The 22,497-nt window shown below is 61.9% G+C and carries 12 protein-coding genes; 7 read left to right on the top strand and 5 right to left on the bottom strand.

The window, feature by feature from the left end:
- Positions 1-168: 168 nt before the first annotated feature.
- The 5 genes from CLV84_RS10620 to CLV84_RS10600 form a co-directional block, all read right to left on the bottom strand.
- Entirely contained in the window at positions 169-2,436 is a 2,268-nt protein-coding gene (locus tag CLV84_RS10620) for an aconitate hydratase (RefSeq protein WP_104419774.1), read from the bottom strand.
- A 293-nt stretch (positions 2,437-2,729) separates the two neighbouring features.
- A complete protein-coding gene (locus CLV84_RS10615; protein WP_104419773.1) occupies positions 2,730-3,362 on the bottom strand; it encodes a 4'-phosphopantetheinyl transferase family protein in 633 nt (210 codons plus the stop codon).
- Complete coding sequence (locus tag CLV84_RS10610; RefSeq protein WP_104419772.1) at positions 3,359-5,710, bottom strand: condensation domain-containing protein; 2,352 nt, start codon at positions 5,708-5,710, stop codon at positions 3,359-3,361. Before CLV84_RS10610 ends, CLV84_RS10615 begins: the two co-directional genes overlap by 4 nt.
- Positions 5,707-10,161 carry a non-ribosomal peptide synthetase gene (locus CLV84_RS10605; protein WP_104419771.1) on the bottom strand — a complete coding sequence of 1,485 codons (4,455 nt, stop codon included), beginning with the start codon at positions 10,159-10,161 and terminating at the stop codon, positions 5,707-5,709. The genes CLV84_RS10610 and CLV84_RS10605 overlap by 4 nt, the downstream gene beginning before the upstream one ends.
- Positions 10,162-10,165: 4 nt before the next feature.
- The gene (locus CLV84_RS10600; protein WP_104419770.1) at positions 10,166-11,404 is read right to left on the bottom strand and encodes a HupE/UreJ family protein; all 1,239 of its coding nucleotides are present in this window, start codon (positions 11,402-11,404) and stop codon (positions 10,166-10,168) included.
- 228 nt (positions 11,405-11,632) lie between these two features.
- Between CLV84_RS10600 and CLV84_RS10595 the strand changes: the two genes are divergently transcribed.
- The 7 genes from CLV84_RS10595 to CLV84_RS10565 all read left to right on the top strand — a co-directional run bounded on the left by CLV84_RS10595 (position 11,633) and on the right by CLV84_RS10565 (position 22,495).
- A complete protein-coding gene (locus tag CLV84_RS10595; protein ID WP_104419769.1) occupies positions 11,633-12,733 on the top strand; it encodes an ornithine cyclodeaminase family protein in 1,101 nt (366 codons plus the stop codon).
- Entirely contained in the window at positions 12,730-13,905 is a 1,176-nt protein-coding gene (locus tag CLV84_RS10590) for an acyl-CoA dehydrogenase family protein (RefSeq protein WP_104419768.1), read from the top strand. Before CLV84_RS10595 ends, CLV84_RS10590 begins: the two co-directional genes overlap by 4 nt.
- Entirely contained in the window at positions 13,850-15,475 is a 1,626-nt protein-coding gene (locus CLV84_RS10585; protein ID WP_104419767.1) for an amino acid adenylation domain-containing protein, read from the top strand. The genes CLV84_RS10590 and CLV84_RS10585 overlap by 56 nt, the downstream gene beginning before the upstream one ends.
- A gap of 2 nt (positions 15,476-15,477) precedes the next feature.
- On the top strand, positions 15,478-15,726 hold the full coding sequence (locus CLV84_RS10580) for an acyl carrier protein (RefSeq protein ID WP_104419766.1): 249 nt from the start codon (positions 15,478-15,480) through the stop codon (positions 15,724-15,726).
- Entirely contained in the window at positions 15,723-19,853 is a 4,131-nt protein-coding gene (locus CLV84_RS10575; protein ID WP_104419765.1) for a non-ribosomal peptide synthetase, read from the top strand. The genes CLV84_RS10580 and CLV84_RS10575 overlap by 4 nt, the downstream gene beginning before the upstream one ends.
- A 23-nt stretch (positions 19,854-19,876) precedes the next feature.
- Complete coding sequence (locus tag CLV84_RS10570; RefSeq protein WP_104419764.1) at positions 19,877-22,096, top strand: TonB-dependent receptor; 2,220 nt, start codon at positions 19,877-19,879, stop codon at positions 22,094-22,096.
- 78 nt (positions 22,097-22,174) lie between these two features.
- Positions 22,175-22,495 carry a DUF6970 domain-containing protein gene (locus tag CLV84_RS10565; RefSeq protein ID WP_104419763.1) on the top strand — a complete coding sequence of 107 codons (321 nt, stop codon included), beginning with the start codon at positions 22,175-22,177 and terminating at the stop codon, positions 22,493-22,495.
- Positions 22,496-22,497: the final 2 nt, after the last annotated feature.

The following is a 22,497-nucleotide window of genomic DNA, read 5'->3' as shown; positions in this document are numbered from 1 at the left end:
CAGCTTTAAACCCAACGGTATTACCGAAGCAGGATTCAGTGACGTTTGTCCATGTGTTTACTACGCTTCTCAAACCTACCCTACAGCTCCGTTTAAGCGGAGTTGCAACACATAAAAAACAGAGCCCCCAACGCATTGTTTGCAAACGTTGGGGGCCCGGATAATATTCTAAGCGGTAAGCTCCTCCCGGATCTTGTTCAGGGCGCTACCCGCGGTGACCCAGCCGATCTGAGCTTGGTTGTACGTGTGGGCAACCTCAAAGCTTTCCTGGGTGCCGTCGGCGTGATCCAGTACGACAGTGAGGTTACGGTCCGGTGCCATGGAGGCGAAGTCCGAAATGGTCACTTTATCGTCCTGGCGGATTTTATCGTAATCATCGGCATTGACGAAGGTCAGGGCCAGCATGCCCTGCTTCTTCAGGTTCGTCTCGTGGATCCGCGCGAAGCTCTTTACCAGCACGGCATGCACCCCTAGCCAGCGGGGCTCCATGGCGGCGTGCTCGCGGCTCGATCCTTCCCCGTAATTCTCTTCCCCCACGACGATCTGGCCGATCTGGTTATCGCGGTAGGTCAGCGCACTGTCCGGCACGGCCATGTACTCGTTGGTGACGTAGTTGATCACCGAGTTGGTCTTGTCGTTGTAGGCGTTGATAGCGCCGATGAGGCAGTTCTGAGAGATATTCTCCAAGTGGCCACGGTAGGTCAGCCACGGGCCGGCCATCGAAATGTGGTCGGTGGTACACTTTCCCTTGGCCTTGATCAGCACGCGCATGTCGCTCACCTGTTCGGGACGTATGGGCTTAAAGGGGTCCAGCAACTGCAGGCGGTCGCTTTTGGGATCGACCACCACCTCGATCCCGCTACCGTCTTCGGCGGGGTCCTGGTAGCCGGCGTCCTCTACGGCGAATCCGTTCGGGGGCAGTTCCACACCGGTAGGCGGGTCGAGCATTACCTCCTCGCCGCGCTCGTTGATGAGGGTGTCGGTGAGGGGGTTGAACTTCATGCTACCGCTGATGGCCATGGCCGTCACGATTTCGGGGCTGGCGACGAAACCGCGCGTCTGCGGGTTGCCGTCGTTCCGCTTGGCGAAGTTACGGTTGAAGCTGGTAAGGATGGAGTTGGCGCGGTTGGGGTCATCGGTGTGCCGGGCCCACTGGCCGATACAGGGCCCGCAGGCATTGGCCAGCACGACGCCGCCGATGTCTTCAAATTCCTTCAGCTGCCCGTCGCGGTCCACGGTAAACCGGATCTGCTCCGAGCCGGGGGTGACGGTAAATTCACTCTTCACTTTCAGGCCCTTCTGCTTCGCCTGGCGCGCGAGGCTGGCGGCGCGGTCCAGGTCCTCATAGCTGGAGTTGGTACAGCTGCCGATCAGGCCCACTTCCAGTACGGGGGGGAACTCGAACTTGTCCACCGCGGCGGCGAACTCGCTGATCGGGAAGGCACGGTCCGGGGTGTAAGGACCGTTGATGTGCGGCTCGAGGGTGCTCAGGTCGATCTCGATGACGCGGTCAAAGTACTGCTCGGGGTTCGCGTAGCATGCAGCGTCGCCGGTCAGGTGCTCGGCCACCTGGTCGGCCAGCTCGGCCACTTCGGTCCGGTCGGTGGCGCGCAGGTAGCGGCTCATCGACTCGTCGTAGCCGAAGGTACTGGTCGTAGCACCGATCTCGGCGCCCATGTTGCAGATGGTTCCCTTACCGGTACAGCTGAGGTTTCGGGCACCTTCGCCGAAGTACTCGACGATGGCTCCGGTACCGCCCTTTACGGTCAGAATACCGGCCACCTTGAGGATAACGTCCTTGGAGCTGGTCCAGCCGCTCAACTTTCCGGTCAGCTTCACCCCGATGACCTTGGGCATTTTCAGTTCCCAGGGCATACCGGCCATCACGTCGACGGCGTCGGCACCACCGACCCCGATGGCGACCATTCCCAGGCCGCCGGCGTTGGGCGTGTGGCTATCGGTACCGATCATCATACCGCCGGGGAAGGCGTAGTTCTCCAGTACGATTTGGTGAATGATGCCGGCGCCCGGCTTCCAAAAACCGATCCCGTACTTATCCGAAACGGTGGAGAGGAAGTCGTAAACCTCCTTATTTTCATCATTGGCGCGAGCCAAATCTTCGGTGGCGCCCTCCTCGGCCAGGATCAGGTGATCGCAGTGGACGGTGGAGGGAACGGCTACCTTGTCGCGGCCGGCCATCATGAACTGCAGCAGCGCCATCTGGGCGGTAGCATCCTGCATGGCGACGCGGTCGGGCTGGAAGAAGACGTAATCCTTACCGCGGTTGTACTGTTGCAGGGGGCTCTCGGGGTGTAGGTGCGTATACAGGATCTTCTCGGTCAGCGTTAGCGGCTTGCCCAGTTTTTCGCGCGCCTCGGCGATTTTTCCGGGCAGGTCATCATACACTTTCTTGATCAGATCAATATCAAATGCCATAGTCAGCTGTAATTTTTAGATTCGACTTCTTCTTTTGCTTACTGGGTGAACACGCCAATCCCGCGAAAAGTCGACAAATGTAGCAGGATTGGCCCACTAATACATCGGGCAGCCGCAGTTGCCCGCCCGGCAGCCGGCCAGGAAGAGGACACAAAACAGCAGCAACAACAGGGTCAGGGTACGCAAAATCGAAGTTTGTGGCCCGCAAAATAAGGTTTGCCGGCAGCATGTGCCCCCGGACGGTGGTTTTTGCGCCGGAGCGCGGGTGCAAAACCCGACGGAACCCCGCCGGCCTACCCCAACATGCACACCGCTTCCACCGACCTGGCGGCCACGTGGGCGGCGTAAGCGTTACCCAAGTCGAGGGGCATCACTCCGTACCCCACCCCACCGACGGACACCCGCTCCGAGAGGCAGTCGATCCCGCTGGGATCCAGATAAAAACCCCGCCCGTCGGCCTTCATCACCGCCTCTTTACGGGTCCACAGCCGGAAGAATTCGGCGGCGGGTTCATCCAGCCCGGAGAGGTAAGCGTATTCCCCTTCGGTGAACACCCGCCGGAATTCCGTGATGTCCACCGCTCCGATTCGTTCTACGTCGACGCCCAGCCTGCCCATCCCAGTGGCTCCACCGCATACCACCAGGCCCGCAGTATGGGAAATATTGAAATCGAAATCGGGCATATCGGCCAGGGATGGCCGTTGGTAGGTATCGGTACGGAGCTGACTTAGGTCCGGCACCCGGCCCGTGGCCGCCTGCCCCACCCGGCGCAACAGTAGTTTACCGTAGAGACCGGCCTGGCGATCCTGCCAGCGCCAGTACCCGCTGAGCCCTTCCCGGACCCGGGCCGGCAGCCATGCGACCGCTTCCGCCCAGGCATCGACGGCCAGCTCCGTATCGTTGCAGTGGCTGGCCAGGTAGATCATGACCGACCGGATGTGACATATGCCTCGATCTTGCTGGCCACTTCCTCCACGGCGGGTGCCCGGTACATGTCTTCGTGCCCGCTGTCGATATCGCCCAGCTTCAGGCGGCCGCCCGTTACCCGTTGCCAGGCATTCACGACGTGGTCGTGGGTTTTCCACCGCCGCAGATCGCGGCTGCGCAAGAGCAATACTTCCCCGGCGTAATCCGGCCAGGCGTAGCGGTCGTAGGCATCGATAAGCCCCATCTTCAACCGCCGGGCCCGTAGCCGCAGCCGCAGTTCCTCCCCTAGCCAGGCATCGGGGAGCACATCGCCGGCGAATTGCTCGAAGGCCGTATCCCAAAGCCCGAGCCGCAGATGGCCCCAGTACCAGCGGAGCGATCCCCGCCGCCGCTTTGTCCGCCCCCCCGACTCCGCCGGGGCGTAACCGGGCGGATCGATATCCGTACCCACGATGCGGGGAGCCGGTCGCCCGGAGGCTAAGAGCAGGCGACCGATCTCCAGGCAGATGGCACCGCTGTAACAGTAAGCCACCAAATTCAGGGGGTCGGGAGCGCCCAGTTGATCGATTTCGGCCAGGTAGTGAGCCGCCATCGTTTCGATGCTTCCGTCCAATTCGGATGCACCGTCTATTCCGTTGGGCTGCAAGGCGTACACCGGTCGGTCGGGGTGCAGGTGCGCCAGTAGTTCCTGGTACATCAGCACGTTCCCCTCCCCCGCGTGAAAACAAAAGAGTGGAGGCAACTGCCCCGCCACCCGGATCGGCACGAGGTTGTTCCACCCGTCCGCTTCCCCGGTATCGCTCACCCGCTCGGCCAGCCTGCGTACGCTGCGGTGGTGCAGTAAGATGCTCGGTGATATGCGACGGCCAAAGTGCTGCTCGATGCGGTTGAAAAGCCGTAGGGCTAGAAAAGACGTCCCTCCCAAATCGAAAAAATCGTCGTCGATGCCGATGCGGTCCACCGGCAGTAACCCGGACCAGATCCGGACCAGCTCTACCTGGGTCCGGTTGGCGGGTGGAACGTAGGCCGCCACCCCAGGTCGCGCCCCCCCCCGGGGTGGCGGCCCGAGGTCTTCCCGCGACATTGCCACGGTAAAGGTCGCTCCATCCGCAAGAGCCGTGAGCCGTTCCAGCAATTGCCGGAATCCGTTCAGAAACCATTCCGCCTGCCGCTGCGTGACGCTATCGGTAAGGTGCCGCAGCACGATGGTCCACTCGTCGCGCAGCACGACCACGCAGCTAAGCGGATAGGTAGAGGTCATGTCGCCGTGGTAATCCGTCACGCGGAGGCCGCCACCGGAAAGCGCCTTCCACGGGAAATTTTGGACCGTCAGGAGGTTGTTAAAGGGTGGTGAAACCGTATCGTCGTATAATTCCTCCTCGGTGAGGTAGCTGTACGGCTGGCTCCGGCCGTTCACGAGCTGAATCTCCTGCAAAAAATCACCGGCGGGTTCGAGGTCGACGATTTTGGGGAGCACATGTACGTACATCCCGGCGACCGTCTCGAATCCGGGCATTTCGGGCGGGCGACCGCTGACCGTTGTACCGAAGCTCACCGTCGGCGTACCGAAGTACCGCCCGAGCAGACAGGCCCATACTCCCTGCACGACCGTATTCAGACTCAATCCCCTGGCCCGCGCGTACCGCTCCACCCCGGCTTTCAGGGCACCGGTAACGACCGCCCGGACCTCAACCTGCGAACCCCGTGCCGCCGGGAACAGTGTCGGCCCCCGGTGGCGGTCCAATTGCTGCCGCCAAAAAGCAGTAGCTTCTTCGGGTCGTTGCTGTTGCTTCCACCGCAAATAGTCTTTGTGGGAAGGTATCGGTGCTCCCGCCAGATCCTCGCCGGCGTAAAAACGGAGGACATCCCGCAGGACGACTTCGGCCGACCATCCATCCAGCAGGAGGTGATGGCTCGTCCAGGCGAAATAATGGGTATCCCCGTCGACTGACAGACCGGTAAGGCGGCAAGCGGGGGATTTGGAGAGTTCCAGCGGGGTATTCCGGTCGGCTGCCAGGAAGGCCTGCCATTGATCGGACGGGCTCCGCTCCTGCGCCCCGGCGCCCTCCAACCACTGAATATCTGGGGCCGCCGCCGGGTGAATGACCCACACCGGCTGGGAAATATTCTCCCAGTGCACCGAGGCCCGGAGTACGGGGTGCCGCCGAAAGGTTTGTTGCCAGGCCTCTAGGAAACGACGGCGATCAAGTAGCCCCGTCAATCGAAAATGCACCTGGATGAGCCCCTCGTCGTGAGTAGGATCGGCCCGATGGTGAAACAGCAACGCCCGTTGCAGCTCGTTGAGGGGGTAGACCGCCTCGATCTTTTTATTGGCTTGGGAAGTCATTCTACATCTAATTGGCCGAGCAATCCTTCCAGATCGTCCTGGCTGAGCGAGGCTTCCGGAAAATCGGAGGGGGTGAATTGCTGCTGTTCGCGGGATTGACAGTATTGAACGATGGTTTCCACCGCCTTTGCCAGCTCATTACATAGCGCAACGACTGTGGCACGGTGGTGCAGGGCGTGGCTAAATGACCAGGTGAAGACTAGCTCACCGTCCTCTACCCGGGCGTTAATTTCCCAAACCCGGTTGACCTCCCCCCGCGGGGAACGGAGCCCCTCCGCCACGAAGCGGGGCGGCGGGGTACCGTGCGGCTTTCCCAAACCGGCCTGCCCGAGGTAATTGAAGTACAAGGCGGGCTGCTGCCGCAGTTCCTCGTACCCGGCCAGGTAGCGCAGGACCCCGTAGCCGATGCCCTGGCTGGGAACGGCGCGGAAGGTTTCCTTTACGGCGACGATGTCCTTTCCGATGTCGGTGCCAGACAGCCGGTACGTCAAAGGGTAGGCGGTCGTGAACCAGCCAAGGGTTTCTCCCACCGCCAGGCCGCCGTCGAGGGGCTCCCGGCCGTGTCGCTCGAGGTTGATGCACTGATCCGGGCCGTCGAACCAGGGGCGGGTGACGCGTAGCATCGCCGTCATCAGCAGTTCTTCCGGCCGGGTACCGTAGGCATCGTTGGCGTTTTGGAGTAAGGCGGCGGTAACGGATGCGGATACACGGGCCTCCACGGTCTCCACGCTGGATTGCCGCACCGGCAATTGTCCGGAAAGATCGGTACGGATCGCCCCCCCTTGCTGGCTTTCCCAAAAGCCCCGCTCCCCCTCGAATTTCCCCGTTCTCGCCCAGGTAGTCAGTTGATCGGCCCAGTAATGGTAAGGGGTCCCTCCTGCGTCCCGCTGCCCGGTGAGGCTTGGCAGAATCACGTCCCACGACACCATGTCGACCACCAGGTGGTGGGCCCATACCAGTACCCGGAAAGCATCGGCGCCCTCGAAAACGATGACGCGGAAAAGGGGATCCCGGTCGAGGTCGATCCCGTCCTGAAAGCGGTGGAGTGCGTCCGCCAAATCCGGCTCGCCGACCCGACGGCGCTCGAAGGGTACCGTGACTCCGGCCGGAGCAGTGCGGGCCGTCCACTCGCCCGTTGGGCTGCGGAAAAACTGCTGCCGCAGGGCATCGTGGCGGTCGTACAGTTGCCCGACGGCTTCGCGGATGCGATCGATGGCGGTTTCCTCCACGGGTTCGATCCACCAGCCATGGTTCCAATGGTGGGGGGCGCTGCGGTGCTCGGCGAAAAACCAATGCTGGATGGGCGTCAGCGGCACCGGGCCGGAGTAATCACGGTCGGCGTCCATAGCCCGTTCCGCCTGGATAGCTACGGTGGCAAGCTCCCGGATGGTCTGCCGGTCGAAGATGGCGGTGGCGGGCAATTCGATGCCCGCCTGCCGGGCCCGCGACAGGATGCGGATACTCAGGATCGAATCGCCGCCCAGGGAGAAGAAGTTATCGGTCACGCCGATACGTTCCTGGCCGAGTACTTCGCGCCAGATGCCGAGCAGGGCTGCTTCGGTGTCGTTCGCCGGCGGCGTTTGGCCTTCGGTGACCGGCTCGTTGCGATCGGGCGCCGTTTCCGCCAATTTACGCACGTCTACCTTTCCGTTGGGCAGGCGGGGAAGCGCATCCATTACCTCAAGGCGGGAGGGCAACTGATGGGCTGGCGTGCGGTCCCGGAGCCAATCGGTCAACGCGTCGGTATCGATTGCCTCGCTCCCCACTACGTAGGCGATCAATTGGCTCCCCGCCGGGCTCACCACCACCTCGGCCTCACGCACGGCGGGGTGCTCCAGCAGTTGCCTGCCCACTTCCCCCAACTCCACCCGGTACCCCCGGATCTTCACCTGCCGGTCTTGCCGTCCGAGATACATGATTGCCCCGTCTTGCCGTTGTTGGCCGAGGTCCCCGGTCCGGTACACCCGCGGGCAACGGCCATCCGGCAAGGATAGCGTCGTGAACCGTTCCGCGGTCAGCTCCGGTCGGTTCCAGTAGCCGGCGGTCAATCCTGCGCCACCGATGACGATCTCGCCGACGACGCCTTCCGGGACGAGTTGACCGTTCCCGTCAATGAGGTAAACCTGGTAGTGGGGGATCGCCTCCCCGATGGGAACGGGGCCTTCGTTCGCCCCGGCCCGGATCCGGTGGACGGTCGCCCAGACGGTAGCTTCCGTCGGACCGTATTCATTGTACAACGAGGCGGCGGGCAACCGCTCAAAGTGCCGGGCTACGGTAGCCGGGGTACAGGCTTCCCCCGCGACGATGACGGTTGATAAGGATCCCAGCTGCCGCGGTTCGGCAAACTCCAGCAATTGCCGGTACAGGGTGGGCAACAACAGCGTATGACTGACGGACTCCCGGCGGATCAAATTACCAAGGGCCATCGGATCCTGCTCGGACCGTTCCCCGGAAATGACCAGCTTACCGCCGCCGCACAACGTCCAGAAAATTCCCGCTACCGAGCTATCAAAGGAGAAAGAGGACAACAACAGGAACGCCTGCGGCGCTCCGCCGTACACTTCCCACCGCGCGGCGTTGCTGTACGCCAGGTTCCGGTGACTGACCTGGATTCCCTTCGGCTGACCGGAGCTGCCAGAAGTGTAAATGAGGTAAGCAGGCTCGTCCGCATCACGATCGACCGTCGGCAATGGTCCGGTATCAGTCAGGTCGAGATCGGCGATGTCCGCCCCGGTCACGATAAGACTTGCGCCGCTATCCGAAATCATAAAGCGGCGCCGTGCTTCGGGATAAGCCGGATCCAGCGGCAGATAAGCGGCACCGGCCCGGAGGATACCCAGGATTCCAACGATCGCGTATACACTCCGGTCAACCTGTAAGCCGACGATGTCACCCGACCGGACGCCCCGACGGTGAAGGTGCCGGGCGAGGGCGAAGGACCGGTCGCTTAAGTCAGCATACGTGAGCGCCTGACCGCCACCACTTACAGCCACCCGCTCCGGATGCCGGGCGGCGATATCGAGGATTTGCCGGTCCACCAAATCCGGCGTAGGTAGTGCAGGCTCCGGGGCCGCCGGCCATTCCGCCGCGGTCAGCAGTTGAATGGTACCGACGGGGACGCTCGGGCTCTTCCCGACCTGCTGTACGATCCGGGCGAAGTGGCCGAGCATCCGCTCGATCCGTTCGGCGGTAAACAGGTCGGTGGCGTATTCGAAAATGTAGGTGAAGCATTCCGCCTGATCGGCTACGTAGAGCGTCAGGTCGAACTTCGTGACCCCGAGGTCGAGGGAGCGGCTTTCCAACTGCACGCCCGGCTCCAGCTCCATTGGTTCGGGCACCTTGTGCAGGATGAACATGGACTGAAACAGGGGATTGGCACCCGCCCGGCGCTCCGGATTCAGGGCCTTCACTACGGCGTCAAAGGCTACCTTTTTGTGGGCGAAGGCCTCCAGTACGGTCTTTTGCACTTCCGCCACCAAATGGGAAAACGGCATGTCGGGGCGAAGGACATTTCGAACAACCAGTGTCTCGTTGAAAAAACCGATCAGCCGCTCCTGCTCCACTGAATCGCGGTTGGAAACCGGCGTGCCGACCAGCAGATCGGCCTGACCGGAATAGCGATAGAGCAAGACCAGGTAAGCGGACAAGAGGTAGACATAAGGCGTAACCGACGCCTCCCGACTACGCTCGCGGATCGCTCTGGTCACCGCCGCGCTAAGGGATGCTTCCGCGTACTGGCCGCGGTAGGATTGCTGAGCGGGACGGGTATAATCGGTAGGCAGATCCAGCATGGCGGGCGCGTCCGCGAGTTGGCGCTGCCAGTAACGCAAGGAGGTGTCGGATACTTCCCCCAACTGCCGACTGGCGAATTGCCCGTACTGCTGCGGGATTGGCGTACCGTCAACCGGCTCACCCCGCCGCAGGGCCGTGTAGGCCGCAGCAACTTCCTCGCAGAGAATCCGCATCGACTGTTTGTCCGTAATGATGTGGTGCTGGCTTACCATCAGTAGATGATCGTCGGCATCCAGGCGAACCAACCGAATACGCGTCAGCGGTCCGTTGCGAAGATCGAAGGGACGTTTGGCCCGGGCGAGGATTTCCGCTTCCGCCAGCGGTGCGGGGTGGTACTCCCAGCTGAAACCGGGGCCGGGGGTTACGCGCTGGCGAACCCCGGACTCCGTGCCGTAGAAAGTGGTCCGCAAAATTTCGTGCCGGGCGAAAACAATCGTAAAGGACCGTTGCAGCATGGCCACGTCCACCGCTCCACGGATACGGTACTGTTCGGCGTAATGATAGAACGGGTTATCCGGGGCTAGCTCGGAAAGTACCCACAGCCGCTGTTGCCCGGCCGAGGCGGGGTAATCGCCGGTAAGGGCGGCAGATTCGGGTGGCGGATCAACGGAGGTCTTTTTCCGGTTCAGCCATTTACTTAATAAGGACGATTTGCTCATAGGGCTACTGGAAAATTCCTTTTACCCCTTCCACGATCCAGTAGACGGGAATGTTAACTTCAAAAAACCGCTCGACAAACCAGTACATCGCGATGACGATTAGGCCGATCGACCCACCGTACAACAGGTAACGGTAGAGCCAGGTCCTGCGCAGGAAAAAGAGCAGCGGAAACACGAGACAGATAATCAGTACCTGCGCCAACTCGACCCCCACGTTGAAGCCCAGCAACGACCAGGTCATAAATTCTCCGCGCAACCCTACTTCGCCGAGTACGCTGGCGAAGCCAAAACCGTGGAAGAGGCCGAAAACGAAGGCGATGATCATGCCGTCGTTCTGAAACAGCGGGCGAAGATTATGGGCCGCTGCGAGGGCGATGGAGAGGGCGATGAGCGATTCCACCAGGTAGCCGGGCAGGCTAACGAGGCCGAGGGCGGCCAGGCTCAGGGTGATCGTGTGGGCGATGGTGAAGAAGGTGACGATCTTGAGCACGTACAGGAAAGCCGGCCGGAACCGCTCCACGGGCCGCCATCCCCCACCCTCCGTGCGGTGCACCACGGCCGGCAGGAGCAGCGCGATGAGGAAGAGGATATGATCCAGGCCGATGTAGATGTGGTACATGCCGCTCACGATCATGGCCCACACCCCCTTCCAGATGGAGACATCGCTGAGGTCGAGCACTTTGGGACCATCGTCCCCCGGTGCGAATCGCAGGCTGATCATCGACTCGTTGTCGTGAATGCCCGCCTTCCAGTTGTACTCGATGAGGGCGAAGGTGCGGTGGGTCGGGTCTACGTCGTAGATTGGATTGAAACGTACGTTGAGGGCATCGGGTACGGAGGGGGTATTGCCCAGGGTAAAGCCGTTGCCGACGACGTAGCCATTCCGCAGCTCGAGGGTGATGATTTCATCGGTAAAAGTGATGGGATGCGCTCCCAGGACAGAACTGATTTCCAGTCGCTCTCGTAGGTAGTCCTGCAGGGCTGGCATATAGGGACGGAGCTCCGCTTCGGTCATGCCGTTGACCAGCCCCAGATCCAGGGCCTTGTTAACGTCCGCTACGGTCAGTTGTACCGACCCGTGGATGGAGTCCTGCAGGATCCGAAAATAAACGTAACTCTGGTTCGCCACGTGGGCGTCGGCGCGCGGGGGAACAAAAAACAGGCAAACGATGACCAACCAGGCCCATTTGACCAATTTATTTCCGGGCAATAGCCGGATCGAAAATAAGGCGGTGGTATGCATAGTGTGTGGGGTGAGGTTGAAATACGAAGAATCGGGCTAAGGGGATGCCCCCGGACGAAAGTCCGGGAGGATTTCTCTCCTACAATTTCAGATTTGCAAGTTAAACCAACTAACTTTCATGCCGTTATGCGGCTACTCCGTCACGAAATAGCCGCGTCGGAGAAATGGTTTTCGGCATCTTTTGGTGCCACCGCTCGCTTCCTCACCCTTTGAACGACACTATCCAATATGCACCCCGCCCCCACTACCCTCGTGCTCACCCGTCGGGTGGTCGAACAGACCCTGGCCCACTTTGGGCTGGATAGCGTCATGCGCCGGCTGGTAAGCCGCCTCGAAAAGACCATGATGGCCCACGATGCCGAGCGTACGGTCACCCCGACCAGGAGCGGTTTTCACTACGATACTCCCCACCCCGGATTGGTCGAATGGATGCCGATCCACGAGCGCGGACGCGACGTCACCATCAAGGTCGTCGGCTACCACCCGAAAAACCCGGAGGTCTACGGACTGCCCACCATCGTATCCACCATTTCGGCCTACGACACGGCCACCGGTCACCTGAGTTGCATCATGGACGGCGTGCTGCCAACGGCCATGCGCACGGCGGCCGCTTCGGTCATCGCCACCCGGCAGTTTGCTAATCCCGACAGCCGCACCCTGGGACTGATCGGCTGCGGAGCACAGGCCGTAGCCCACGTACACGCGCTGTCGCTGTACTACGCCTTCGACCGGATCCTGATCTACGACGTCGACGGCCAGGCAAGTGGCAGCCTGGCCGATCGCTGCCGGCACTTCGACACCGTCGCGGATATTGAGCTTTCCACCCTGCCTGACATCCTCAAGTCGGCCGACATCCTCCTGACGGCTACCTCTATCGACGTGGGAGCAGGTCCCCTCTTCGACGTTCTCCCCCACCGCCCCCACCTGCACGTGAACGCCATCGGATCCGACTTCCCCGGCAAGACCGAACTCCCGCTGAGTCTGCTGCAACACGCCTTCGTTTGTCCGGACTTCCGGCCCCAGGCCGTACTAGAGGGCGAATGCCAGCGCCTGGAGGATCGATACATCGGCGACGACATCGTAGCCGTGTGCAAGAACCCCGTGGCGTACCACCATTTGCGGGAGGAATTGACGGTATACGACTCTACGGGTTGGTCGTTGCAGGACCAGGTTGTCCTGCGCCTCTTCGCCGAAATGGCCGCCGAACTGAGCCTGGGCGAATACCTCGAGATCGAAAATATGAGCGGGGACGCCACGAATCCGTACCACTTCCTCAGTGCCGAAGCCGAAGCGATCCCCGTGCGCACCACTGCAACCGCCCGCACATGAACTACCGCCACGAACCACCCGTCAATTTTACCCTACCCCAAGCCTACCTCGATTACCGGGAAACGGTCATTGACTTTGCCCGTCGGGAGCTCCAGGACGACGTCATTACCCGCGACGCCGAGGGCACCTTCTGGCGTGAAGGCTGGCAAAAGTGCGCCGACTTCGGCATCCAGGGGCTGGCGGCCCCCGCGGCGTACGGCGGACAGCAGGACGAATTAGATGTATTCCGCTCCGTCGTGGCGATGGAAGCCCTGGGCTACGCCTGCCCCGATACCGGACTGGTCCTGGCCCTCAATGCACAAATGTGGGCGGTGCAGTCGACCATTGCCCTCTTCGGCACCGAAACCCAAAAGGCGAAATATCTGCCCGGCATGGTCAAAGGGCAGCTTTTCGGCTGTCACGCCCTGACCGAAACGGAGAGTGGGTCCGACATCTTCACGCTGACCACTACCGCCGAAAAACTCGACGGTGGCTACCGGCTGAACGGCGGCAAACGCCTCGTCACCCTCGCACCCGTGGCCGACGTGGCCGTCGTGTTCGCCAGCACCGCTCCGGAACGGGGTAAATGGGGGATCACCGCTTTTCTCGTGGACGCGGATTCAGCGGGATATACCGCCAGCCCGAACCGGAAAAAAATGGGCCTGCGTACCGCCCCCTTCGGGGAGATCACGTTCGAAAATTGCTTCGTGCCGGAAGAAAACCGCATCGGTAAGGAAGGTGCCGGCTTCAGCATCTGCAACCATTCGCTGGAGTACGACCGTTGCTGCATCCTGTCGGGCAAGCTCGGCACCATGCAACGCCAGCTGGAAGAAGCCGTAACATTTGCTAAAAAGCGGAAGCAGTTCGGCAAAGCCGTGGGGGAATTCCAATCGGTATCCAACCGCATCGCCGACATGCGGATGCGGATCGAGATTTCCCGGCTACTGCTGTACCGACTGGCCTCTCTCAAGCTAAACGGCCAGCCCAGCATGATCGAATCCAGCATGCTGAAGCTGTACCTAAGTGAGGCGTTCGTCGAGTCAAGTCTGGACGCTATCCGCATCGGCGGCGGCAACGCCTACCTGACCGACTTCGGTACCGAACGCGACCTGCGCGACGCGGTGGGCGGGGTACTCTATGCCGGCACCTCCGATATTCAGCGAAACATCATTGCTCAACTTACCGGCCTGTAGCCCGATGCACTACCTGCTCTTCCATCCGATCGACCGGCACGCTGCCGCGTCCCCCGACCGCACCGCCTTCCGCTGCGGCAAGCAGGCCATTACCTACGCGGAGCTGGCCGAACGCACCAACCGGCTCGCCCATTTGCTTCTGGCGCAGGGGGTGCAGCGCGGCGACCGGATCGGCATCTACTTACCGCGGTCGCTCGATGGGGCGGCGGCCGTGCACGGTATCCTGAAGGCGGGTGCGGCCTACGTACCGCTCGACCCGGAAGCGCCGGTGGCCCGGACCCGTCGGTTGATCGACGACTGCGGTATCAAGGTGGTATTTGTTGCTCCCGCGCTCCGGCGCAATTTTACTGCTCTTTTCGCCGCGCCTAGTCCAGTTAACCGGGTCGTTGGCGGCGACGTGGAGGGGGTAATCAGCCTGGAATGGGATGCGCTCGCTGACTATCCCGCCACGGCACCGGATCTACGCATCCTGGGCGATGACCTGGCCTACGTCATGTACACCAGCGGCTCCACCGGCGAGCCCAAGGGCATCATGCATACCCACACCTCGGGATTAGCCTACGCCCGCCTGAGCCGGGACCTTTATAACGTGCAGCCCGACGATGTGATCGGCAATCACTGCGCCCTGCACTACGACATTTCCACCTTCGGCTACTTCACCGGGCCGCTGGCGGGGGCTACGACGGTGATCGTCACGGACGCCCACACCAAATTCCCCACCAGCCTGCTGCAATTGGTCGAACAGGAGCGCATCACGATCTGGTACAGCGTGCCCCTGGCCCTGCTGCAAATGCTCCGTTCCCCCACCCTTGGCGAGCGCGACCTCTCCGCCCTGCGCTGGGTACTCTTCGGCGGCGAAGTCTTCGCGCCCCGCCACCTGCGCGCCCTCATGGAACACGCCCCGAACGCCCGGGCAAGCAACGTGTACGGACCCGCGGAAGTGAACCAATGCACTTACTTTCACCTCGCCGAGGCGCCCGATACCGACGATCCCCTACCACTGGGCCACGTGTGGAACGATACGGAGACCCTGATACTCGACCCCGATGACGGGGAAGTAGCGGAAGGGGAGATCGGCGAACTGCTGGTCCGCAGTGCCACCCGGATGAAGGGCTACTGGAACCGAGCCGACCTGACCGCCCGCGGATTCTACTACCGCGAACGCATCCCCGGCAACCGGGAAACCTTTTACCGTACCGGCGACCTCGTGTACCGCGACGCGGACGGCCTGCTGCAGTTCATGGGGCGCAAGGACCGCCAGGTGAAAATCCGCGGCCACCGCGTGGAACTGGAGGAAGTGGAGGCCGTGCTCGCCGCCCAGCCCGGCGTCGGGGAGGCGGCCGTGTACCTCCGCGAGATCGGCGATAACGAAAAAGTTATCGAAGCCCTGGTGGTTGCCGAATCCGACTGGGTGGGCAATCCCCGTACCTGGATCATCGCCATGGGCGATCAATTGCCACCCCACGCGGTACCCGTCCGCATCGACCTGCTGCCCAACCTGCCCCGGAACGACGCGGGCAAGATCGATCGCCTCGCCATCCGGGAGGCGATCACCAAAAGCATGCCCTAATTATGGAAGAACGTATCCTCACCTTTATCAAACGCGAACTCATCGATGACGACCGGATCGACCTGACGGCCGACGACGACCTGCTCGGCAGCGGGCTGATCGGCTCGATGGCCGTTTTTCGCCTCATCGACTTTCTCGAAAAAAGCTTTTCGGTGCGCATTCCGCCCGAGGAGATGACCATCGATCACTTCATGACGGTCCGTGCGATGAGCGATTACGTCCGCGAACGTCAAGCCGTGCAGAAAGTATGAGTCCCGCCGCCCTCACCCCCGCCCAGCTCGTACTATGGACCGGCCAGCACCTCGCGCCGAATTCGCCGCAGTATCACTGCATCTTCACCTTCGAACTGCGGGGCCAGCTAGATATCGATCGCTTTCGTGCGGCCTACGGTGCACTGACGGCGGAGTGCGACAATATGCGAACGGTCTTTCGTACCCACGACGGCGAGCCCCGGCAGGAGGTGCTGCCTACCGCCCTGGTTGAGCTGGCCGTCACGCCCTGGCCGGGGAGCCGCGAAGCGCTGGAAGGGGAGATCGCCGCACGGGGCCAGGAACTATTCAACCTGGACACGGCTTGCGTTGATGCCGTCCTCTGGCAACTCGCCGAAAACCACCACGTCTTCTTCCTCAACCAGCACCACCTCATCGTGGACGCCTGGGGCGTGAGCGTACAGTACCGGCGCTTGGTGGAAATCTACGCGGGCGAGCGGGGCGCGGGAGCAACGCCTTCCGACCAACTTCCTTCCTTTCAAACGTACCGCGAGCGGCTACCCTCCGAACCCGTATCCTTACCCGAATACTGGGACCGAGCCGTCGACCCCGTACCGCCCCGCCTGCTGGGGCGCGGAAATGCCGGGGGTACATCGATCGCACCGCGCATATCCCTTACCCTGGACGCCGACCGCACGAAAGCCCTGCTGGCCCTCGCCGAACGGGACGGCATTCGCCATTGGACGCGGGGCATGACCCTGTTCAATATTTTCGGCACCCTGCTTACGGCCTACGTCCACAAAATCTCCGGAGAACGTGCGATCGCATTCGGCACTCCCGCCGGCAACCGCGGCACGGCCGAAGAACGCCGCCTCCCCGCCCAGTTGATCGAAATGCTTCCGCTGTACGGCTCGGTGGCCGCCGGCGATACCTTCCTCGACTTGCTCGGCCGACTAAAGACCAGCGGCAACGACTTCCTGCGTTCGGCCCGCCCTGGCGTAATTCGTCCGCGCTTGTCCGCCTCCTTTAACGTCGTACTGAATTACATTACGGCGGAATTCGGCGCATTATCCCCCACCATTAGCTGCCGTACCCGCTGGCGCTCTCCCGGCCACGCCGATCCGGGCCACCACCTCCGCTTGCAGGTCCATGATCTGGATGCGACGGGCCGCCTGACACTCGAATTCGACCTGAACGAGGCCGTCTTCCCCGCCGCGGACCGTGATAAGGTAGCCGATCAATTCCTCCGCCTGCTCGATGCAATGACGAGCCATCCGAACCGGGCGATCGACAATATCGACATCCTCGGAAAGGCCGAACGGCAAAGGTTGTTGGCCGCCGGGCAAGGGAAAAACGTAGCGGAAAGGCCCGCTTCGGTATTGGCTGCCTTCCGACTTCAAGCCGACCGGACGCCGGACGCCATCGCCATTGAAAGCCCCGACCGGCAGCTGACCTACCGGGAGCTCGACGAAGAATCCGGCCGGCTGGCCGCTTTCCTCCGGGGCAGGCTCCGCGAGGCCGGAAAGAACGTGGCCCTCTTACTTCCCCGCTCCGCCGATCTGCTGATCGGCATACTGGGCTGCTGGAAAGCCGGGCACGCCTACCTCCCCCTGCCCACGGATAGTCCCGACGCCCGACTGGAGCACATCCTGGGCGAAACCGGATGCGCGCTGATCCTCACCGACCAGGAGCGTTATCCGCGGGTAGAAGCCTTTGCGATCCCTACGGTGCTCTTCGATGCGGACCGGCCGGCCATCCTGCGGCACGACCCCACGGTAGGCATCCACCAACCAGGTGACGCCCCCGCATATATTATGTACACTTCCGGGAGCACGGGTACGCCTAAGGGAGTGGTGGTCGGTCACGCCTCCCTGGCCAACTACATCGCCTACGCCCGCCGCCGTTACGTGACCACCGCGGCGCCGGTCTTCCCGCTGTTCACTACCGTCGGCTTCGACCTGACGGTAACCTCGCTGTTCACGCCGTTGGTGTGTGGTGGCCGGGTGATCGTGTATCCGGAACCGGCACCCGGTACGCCCGATCTGGCGGTGCTGCGGGTACTGGACGACGACCGCTGCGACGTGGTAAAACTCACCCCCTCTCACCTGGCGCTGCTGCGCGGCCGGGATTACCGTCACGCCCGGATTTCCACCCTCATCGTGGGCGGCGAACAACTATCCACCGACCTGGCACGCGAGGTGACGGCAAACTTTCCGGTGGGTGCGGAACTGATTAACGAATACGGTCCTACGGAGGCTACCGTCGGTTGCATCGAAAAAAGCTTTTCCCCGGCGAATGACCGGAGTGGGGCCGTGCCGATCGGGCGACCGATCGATAATACCGAAGCCCTTCTACTCGACGAGGGGGGGCAGCTGGTGCCCGACGGTATGGCCGGCGAATTGTACCTGGGGGGAAGCTGCCTGGCCCACGGCTACTACCGGCGGCCGGACCTGACTGCGTCCCGCTTCGTGGATCACCCTTATCGATCGGACGACCGCCTGTACCGCACCGGCGACCGGGCCCGGCGAAACGACCGCGGGGAATTGGAATTCCTGGGCCGCAACGATCGGCAGACCAAGTGGCGCGGTTACCGCATCGAACTCGAGGAGGTAGAGCACCTGCTAGCCGCCCAGCCGGGTATTGCCACCGCCGCCGTGGAGCTAGTCGACCCGACCGCCTGGTCGCAGGCACCGGTCGATCACTACTGCACCAACTGCGGACTGCCCGCCAACTACCCCAGTGCTTCTTTCGACGAGGAGGGGGTGTGCCAGTTGTGCCGGGGCTTCGAAGCCTATGAATCCAAGGCTAAGGCCTACTTCCGCACCCTCGACGACTTCCGCGCCATCTTCGCCGAGCGGCCCAGCCAGCACGGTACGGAGTACGACTGCATCATGCTGCTCAGCGGCGGAAAGGATAGTACCTACGCCCTGGGCCAGTTGGTCGAACTGGGACTGAAGCCGCTCGCCTTCACCCTCGATAACGGCTACATCTCGGAGCAGGCCCTGGATAACGTGCGGCGGGTGGCGTCCGATCTGGGCGTCGACGTCCACTTCGGCAGCACGCCAGCCATGAACGAAATTTTCGTCGACAGCCTGTACCGCCACTGTAACGTTTGCAACGGTTGCTTCAAAACGATCTATACCCTCAGCACCCAGGTGGCGCTGGAGAAGAATATCCCCTACATCGTCACCGGGCTGAGCCGCGGACAATTCTTTGAGACCCGCCTCACCGAGGAGCTCTTCTGGGAAGACCGCCACGCCGAGGGCAGCATCGACGCCGCCATCCTGGAGGCCCGGAAGATGTATCATCGTGCGGACGACGCCGTACGCAAACTCCTGGATACCTCCGCCTTCGAGACCGACGACGTCTTCGAGCGGGTGCGCTTCCTCGATTTCTACCGCTACACCGACGCCACGCTGGACGAGATGTACGCCTACCTCGACCGCCGCCTTCCCTGGGTACGCCCCACGGACACCGGCCGCTCCACCAACTGCCTGATCAACCAGGTGGGCATTTACGTCCACAAAAAAGAAAAGGGCTATAACAACTACGCCTTTCCCTACAGCTGGGACGTACGCATCGGGCACAAGCAGCGCGACGCCGCCCTGGAAGAGATCAATGAGGAGGTAGATACCGAGGCAGTACAGAAAATCATGGGCGAAATCGGGTATCATCACCCCGGGGAAAACTACGATCGCCGCCAGCTCGTAGCTTATTACACCGGAGGAGAAGACCTCACCCCCGACGCCCTGCGACAACGGTTGCAGCGCCACCTTCCCGACTACAGCATTCCCCAGCTTTTCCTTCCGCTACAGGACATGCCCCTGACGGCTTCCGGCAAGATCGACCGTTCGGCCCTGGCCGCGTTAGGCGGTCGACCCGCTACGGAGAACGTGGCCTACGAAGCTCCCGATGGGGAAATCGAGGAACTGCTCGCCAACATCTGGCGGGACGTACTCCATCTGGAGCGGGTGGGTCGCCACGATCAGTTCATCGACCTCGGCGGGCACAGCCTTACGGCCATTCGCCTGTCGGCCCGTATCGGCGACGCCTTCGCGCTGGAGGTTCCGCTGCACCGTGTTTTCGAATTGCCGACCATTGCCCTGCAGGGCGAATACCTGGAAGAAACCCTTACCCGCTTATTGGCCGAGACCGAAGGGGAGATTTAATATGCTATGAACTTACCCACATCATGACTGAACGCATCTACCTGTTTTTCCTGACCGCCTGCTTCGCTACCGGACTGACCGCACAGACGGTAGAGGGTCGCGTGCTGAGCGCCGATCGTTCCCCGATCATCGGGGCCTACATCATTCACCTCAATTCCGAGCATCACACCCATACGAATGAGCTAGGCAACTTCATGCTGGACGGGGTCGCCCCGGGGGATAGCCTGCAGGTCACCTACCTTGGTTACCGGGCGCAAAAAATCGAAGTACCCGCTGCCGACGAATTCATGGAGGTGGAGCTGGAAGAAAGTTTCTTCGACCTGGACGCCATCACCGTGCGTCCCGACCTTCGCTCGCTTAACGTCGCCACCGACATCGATTCCCGGCTGCGGCCGGTGAATTCCGCCCAGGATATCCTGCGCCGCGTACCGGGCATGATCATCGGCCAGCACGCCGGTGGCGGGAAAGCGGAGCAGATCTTCCTGCGGGGCTTCGACATCGACCACGGCACCGACGTGGCCATCTCCGTGGAGGGTATGCCGGTCAATATGGTCAGCCACGCCCACGGGCAGGGCTACGCCGATCTCCACTTCCTCATCCCGGAAACCATCGAGAAGATCGATTACGGCAAGGGGCCCTACTACGCCGACCAGGGCAACTTCGCCACCGCCGGCTACGTCGACTTCTCCCTGAAGGACAAACTCGACCGCTCGCTACTGACGGCCGAGGTCGGCTCCTTCAACACCCTGCGGGCCGTGGGCCTTTTCGACCTGCTCAACAACGAGCGCAGCAGTGCTTACCTGGCAACGGAGTACATCCTCACCGACGGTCCCTTCGAGTCCAGCCAGCACTTCAACCGCCTAAACCTCATGGGTCGCTACACCGCCGAACTTCCGGGCGGCAGTAAGCTCTCGCTCCTGGCCAGCCACTTCGAAAGCAAGTGGGATGCTTCGGGGCAGATACCGGTACGGGCGGTGGAAAGCGGATTGATCGGTCGCTTCGGAGCCATCGACGACACGGAGGGGGGCTACACCGGCCGGACCAACCTGGCGGGCGAGTTCCTGCGCGTCGTCAACCGCAGTACCTTCATTAAAACCAACGCCTATTACTCCCGCTACGACTTCGAGCTGTTCTCCAATTTCACCTTCTTCCTCGAAGACCCGGTGAACGGCGATCAGATCCGCCAGTCCGAAGACCGGGAGATCTTTGGCTTCCAGTCGGAAGTCAACCACGCCTTCACCACCGGCGGCGGCGAAGCCAGCCTCAAAGGCGGCATTGGCCTCCGCTACGACAACAACGACGACGTGGAGCTCAGCCGTACCCGCAACCGCGAAGAGCTGCTGGAACGGATCCAGTACGGCGACATCGACGAAAGCAATCTATTCGCCTACGCCGGTGCCGATTTCGAGTTCGGGGACCTGCTGATCAACCCCGCCGTTCGCCTCGACCACTTCGTCTTCAATTACGTCGATAAACTCCAACCCACCTACGACCGCCAGGAACAGCGCAAAACCGCCGTCAGCCCCAAATTGAACTTCCTGTATACCCTGAATGATCGCACCCAGCTGTTCCTGAAAACGGGCGTCGGCTTCCATGCCAACGATACCCGGGTCGTACTCGACCAGTCGGCCGCCGAAATTCTGCCCGCGGCCTACGGCGCCGATCTGGGAGGCATTTTCCGGCCCACCGGCCGTCTGTTCCTGAACGCCGCACTCTGGTACCTCTACCTGGAGCAGGAATTCGTATACGTAGGCGACGCCGGCATCGTGGAGCCCAGCGGGGAAACCCGTCGCCTCGGGGTGGACCTGAGCGCCCGCTATCAGCTGACCGACTGGCTCTTCGCCGACGCCGACCTGAACTACGCCTTCGCCCGCAGCATCGGTGAACCCGAGGGAGCTGATTACATTCCCCTGGCGCCCGACCTCACCAGTTCCGGCGGCCTGAACGTCCTCAACAGCCGGTGGACCGGCGGCGTGCGCTACCGCTACGTAGCGAACCGGCCGGCCAACGAAGACAATTCCATCGTCGCCGAGGGCTACTTCATCCTCGACGCCAATGTCAACTACGCCATCGGTCCCGTTTCCCTCGGTTTGGTCGTGGAGAACGCCCTGGATGCGGAGTGGAACGAAACCCAGTTCGCCACCGAGTCGCGGCTGTTCTCCGAAACACAGCCGGTGGAGGAGATTCACTTCACGCCGGGTGCCCCCTTCCTGCTGCGCGGAGTCGTGCGGTATAAGTTTTAGATCGCCTCCACCGCATTTCTCGCGCCAACGCTACGGAAGCGCCTACCGTCTAACCGCATGGAATAATACCACTACCCCATGCGCGCCGTCCCCCTGCTCTTGTTATGCGCACTTTTTGGATGCCAAAAGGAAGACGATGACCTCCTCCCCGCTTGCGTCGTCGAGGTGCTGACGGAGAAGGAAGTACTGCACTACATCCAGATAGAGCGCTGGGCCCTCGACGATGGGGAGTATTATTATTTTACCGCCGATTGCTGTGATTTCCCCAACCCCCTCTACAACGAGCGCTGTGAACGCGTCTGTTTCCCCGATGGCGGATTCACGGGCGGCGGGGACGGCAACTGCGGGGAGTTCCCCCAGGATTTCGAACGGACGGTCGTCTGGCGGCGTCCGGATTAACT

The organism is Neolewinella xylanilytica (assembly GCF_002934605.1).
GTDB classification, from domain to species: Bacteria; Bacteroidota; Bacteroidia; order Chitinophagales; family Saprospiraceae; genus Neolewinella; species Neolewinella xylanilytica.
Note: the sequence above shows the minus strand (reverse complement) of the source record. Positions and strands in the feature narration are given on the sequence as shown.

Excerpts from the sequence above, each read along its gene's own strand:
- CLV84_RS10620 (WP_104419774.1), bottom strand. The coding sequence starts at position 2,436 with ATGGCATTTGATATTGATCTGATCAAGAAAGTGTATGATGACCTGCCC.
- CLV84_RS10615 (WP_104419773.1), bottom strand. The coding sequence starts at position 3,362 with ATGATCTACCTGGCCAGCCACTGCAACGATACGGAGCTGGCCGTCGAT.
- CLV84_RS10610 (WP_104419772.1), bottom strand. The coding sequence starts at position 5,710 with ATGACTTCCCAAGCCAATAAAAAGATCGAGGCGGTCTACCCCCTCAAC.
- CLV84_RS10605 (WP_104419771.1), bottom strand. The coding sequence starts at position 10,161 with ATGAGCAAATCGTCCTTATTAAGTAAATGGCTGAACCGGAAAAAGACC.
- CLV84_RS10600 (WP_104419770.1), bottom strand. The coding sequence starts at position 11,404 with ATGCATACCACCGCCTTATTTTCGATCCGGCTATTGCCCGGAAATAAA.
- CLV84_RS10595 (WP_104419769.1), top strand. The coding sequence starts at position 11,633 with ATGCACCCCGCCCCCACTACCCTCGTGCTCACCCGTCGGGTGGTCGAA.
- CLV84_RS10590 (WP_104419768.1), top strand. The coding sequence starts at position 12,730 with ATGAACTACCGCCACGAACCACCCGTCAATTTTACCCTACCCCAAGCC.
- CLV84_RS10585 (WP_104419767.1), top strand. The coding sequence starts at position 13,850 with ATGCCGGCACCTCCGATATTCAGCGAAACATCATTGCTCAACTTACCG.
- CLV84_RS10580 (WP_104419766.1), top strand. The coding sequence starts at position 15,478 with ATGGAAGAACGTATCCTCACCTTTATCAAACGCGAACTCATCGATGAC.
- CLV84_RS10575 (WP_104419765.1), top strand. The coding sequence starts at position 15,723 with ATGAGTCCCGCCGCCCTCACCCCCGCCCAGCTCGTACTATGGACCGGC.
- CLV84_RS10570 (WP_104419764.1), top strand. The coding sequence starts at position 19,877 with ATGACTGAACGCATCTACCTGTTTTTCCTGACCGCCTGCTTCGCTACC.
- CLV84_RS10565 (WP_104419763.1), top strand. The coding sequence starts at position 22,175 with ATGCGCGCCGTCCCCCTGCTCTTGTTATGCGCACTTTTTGGATGCCAA.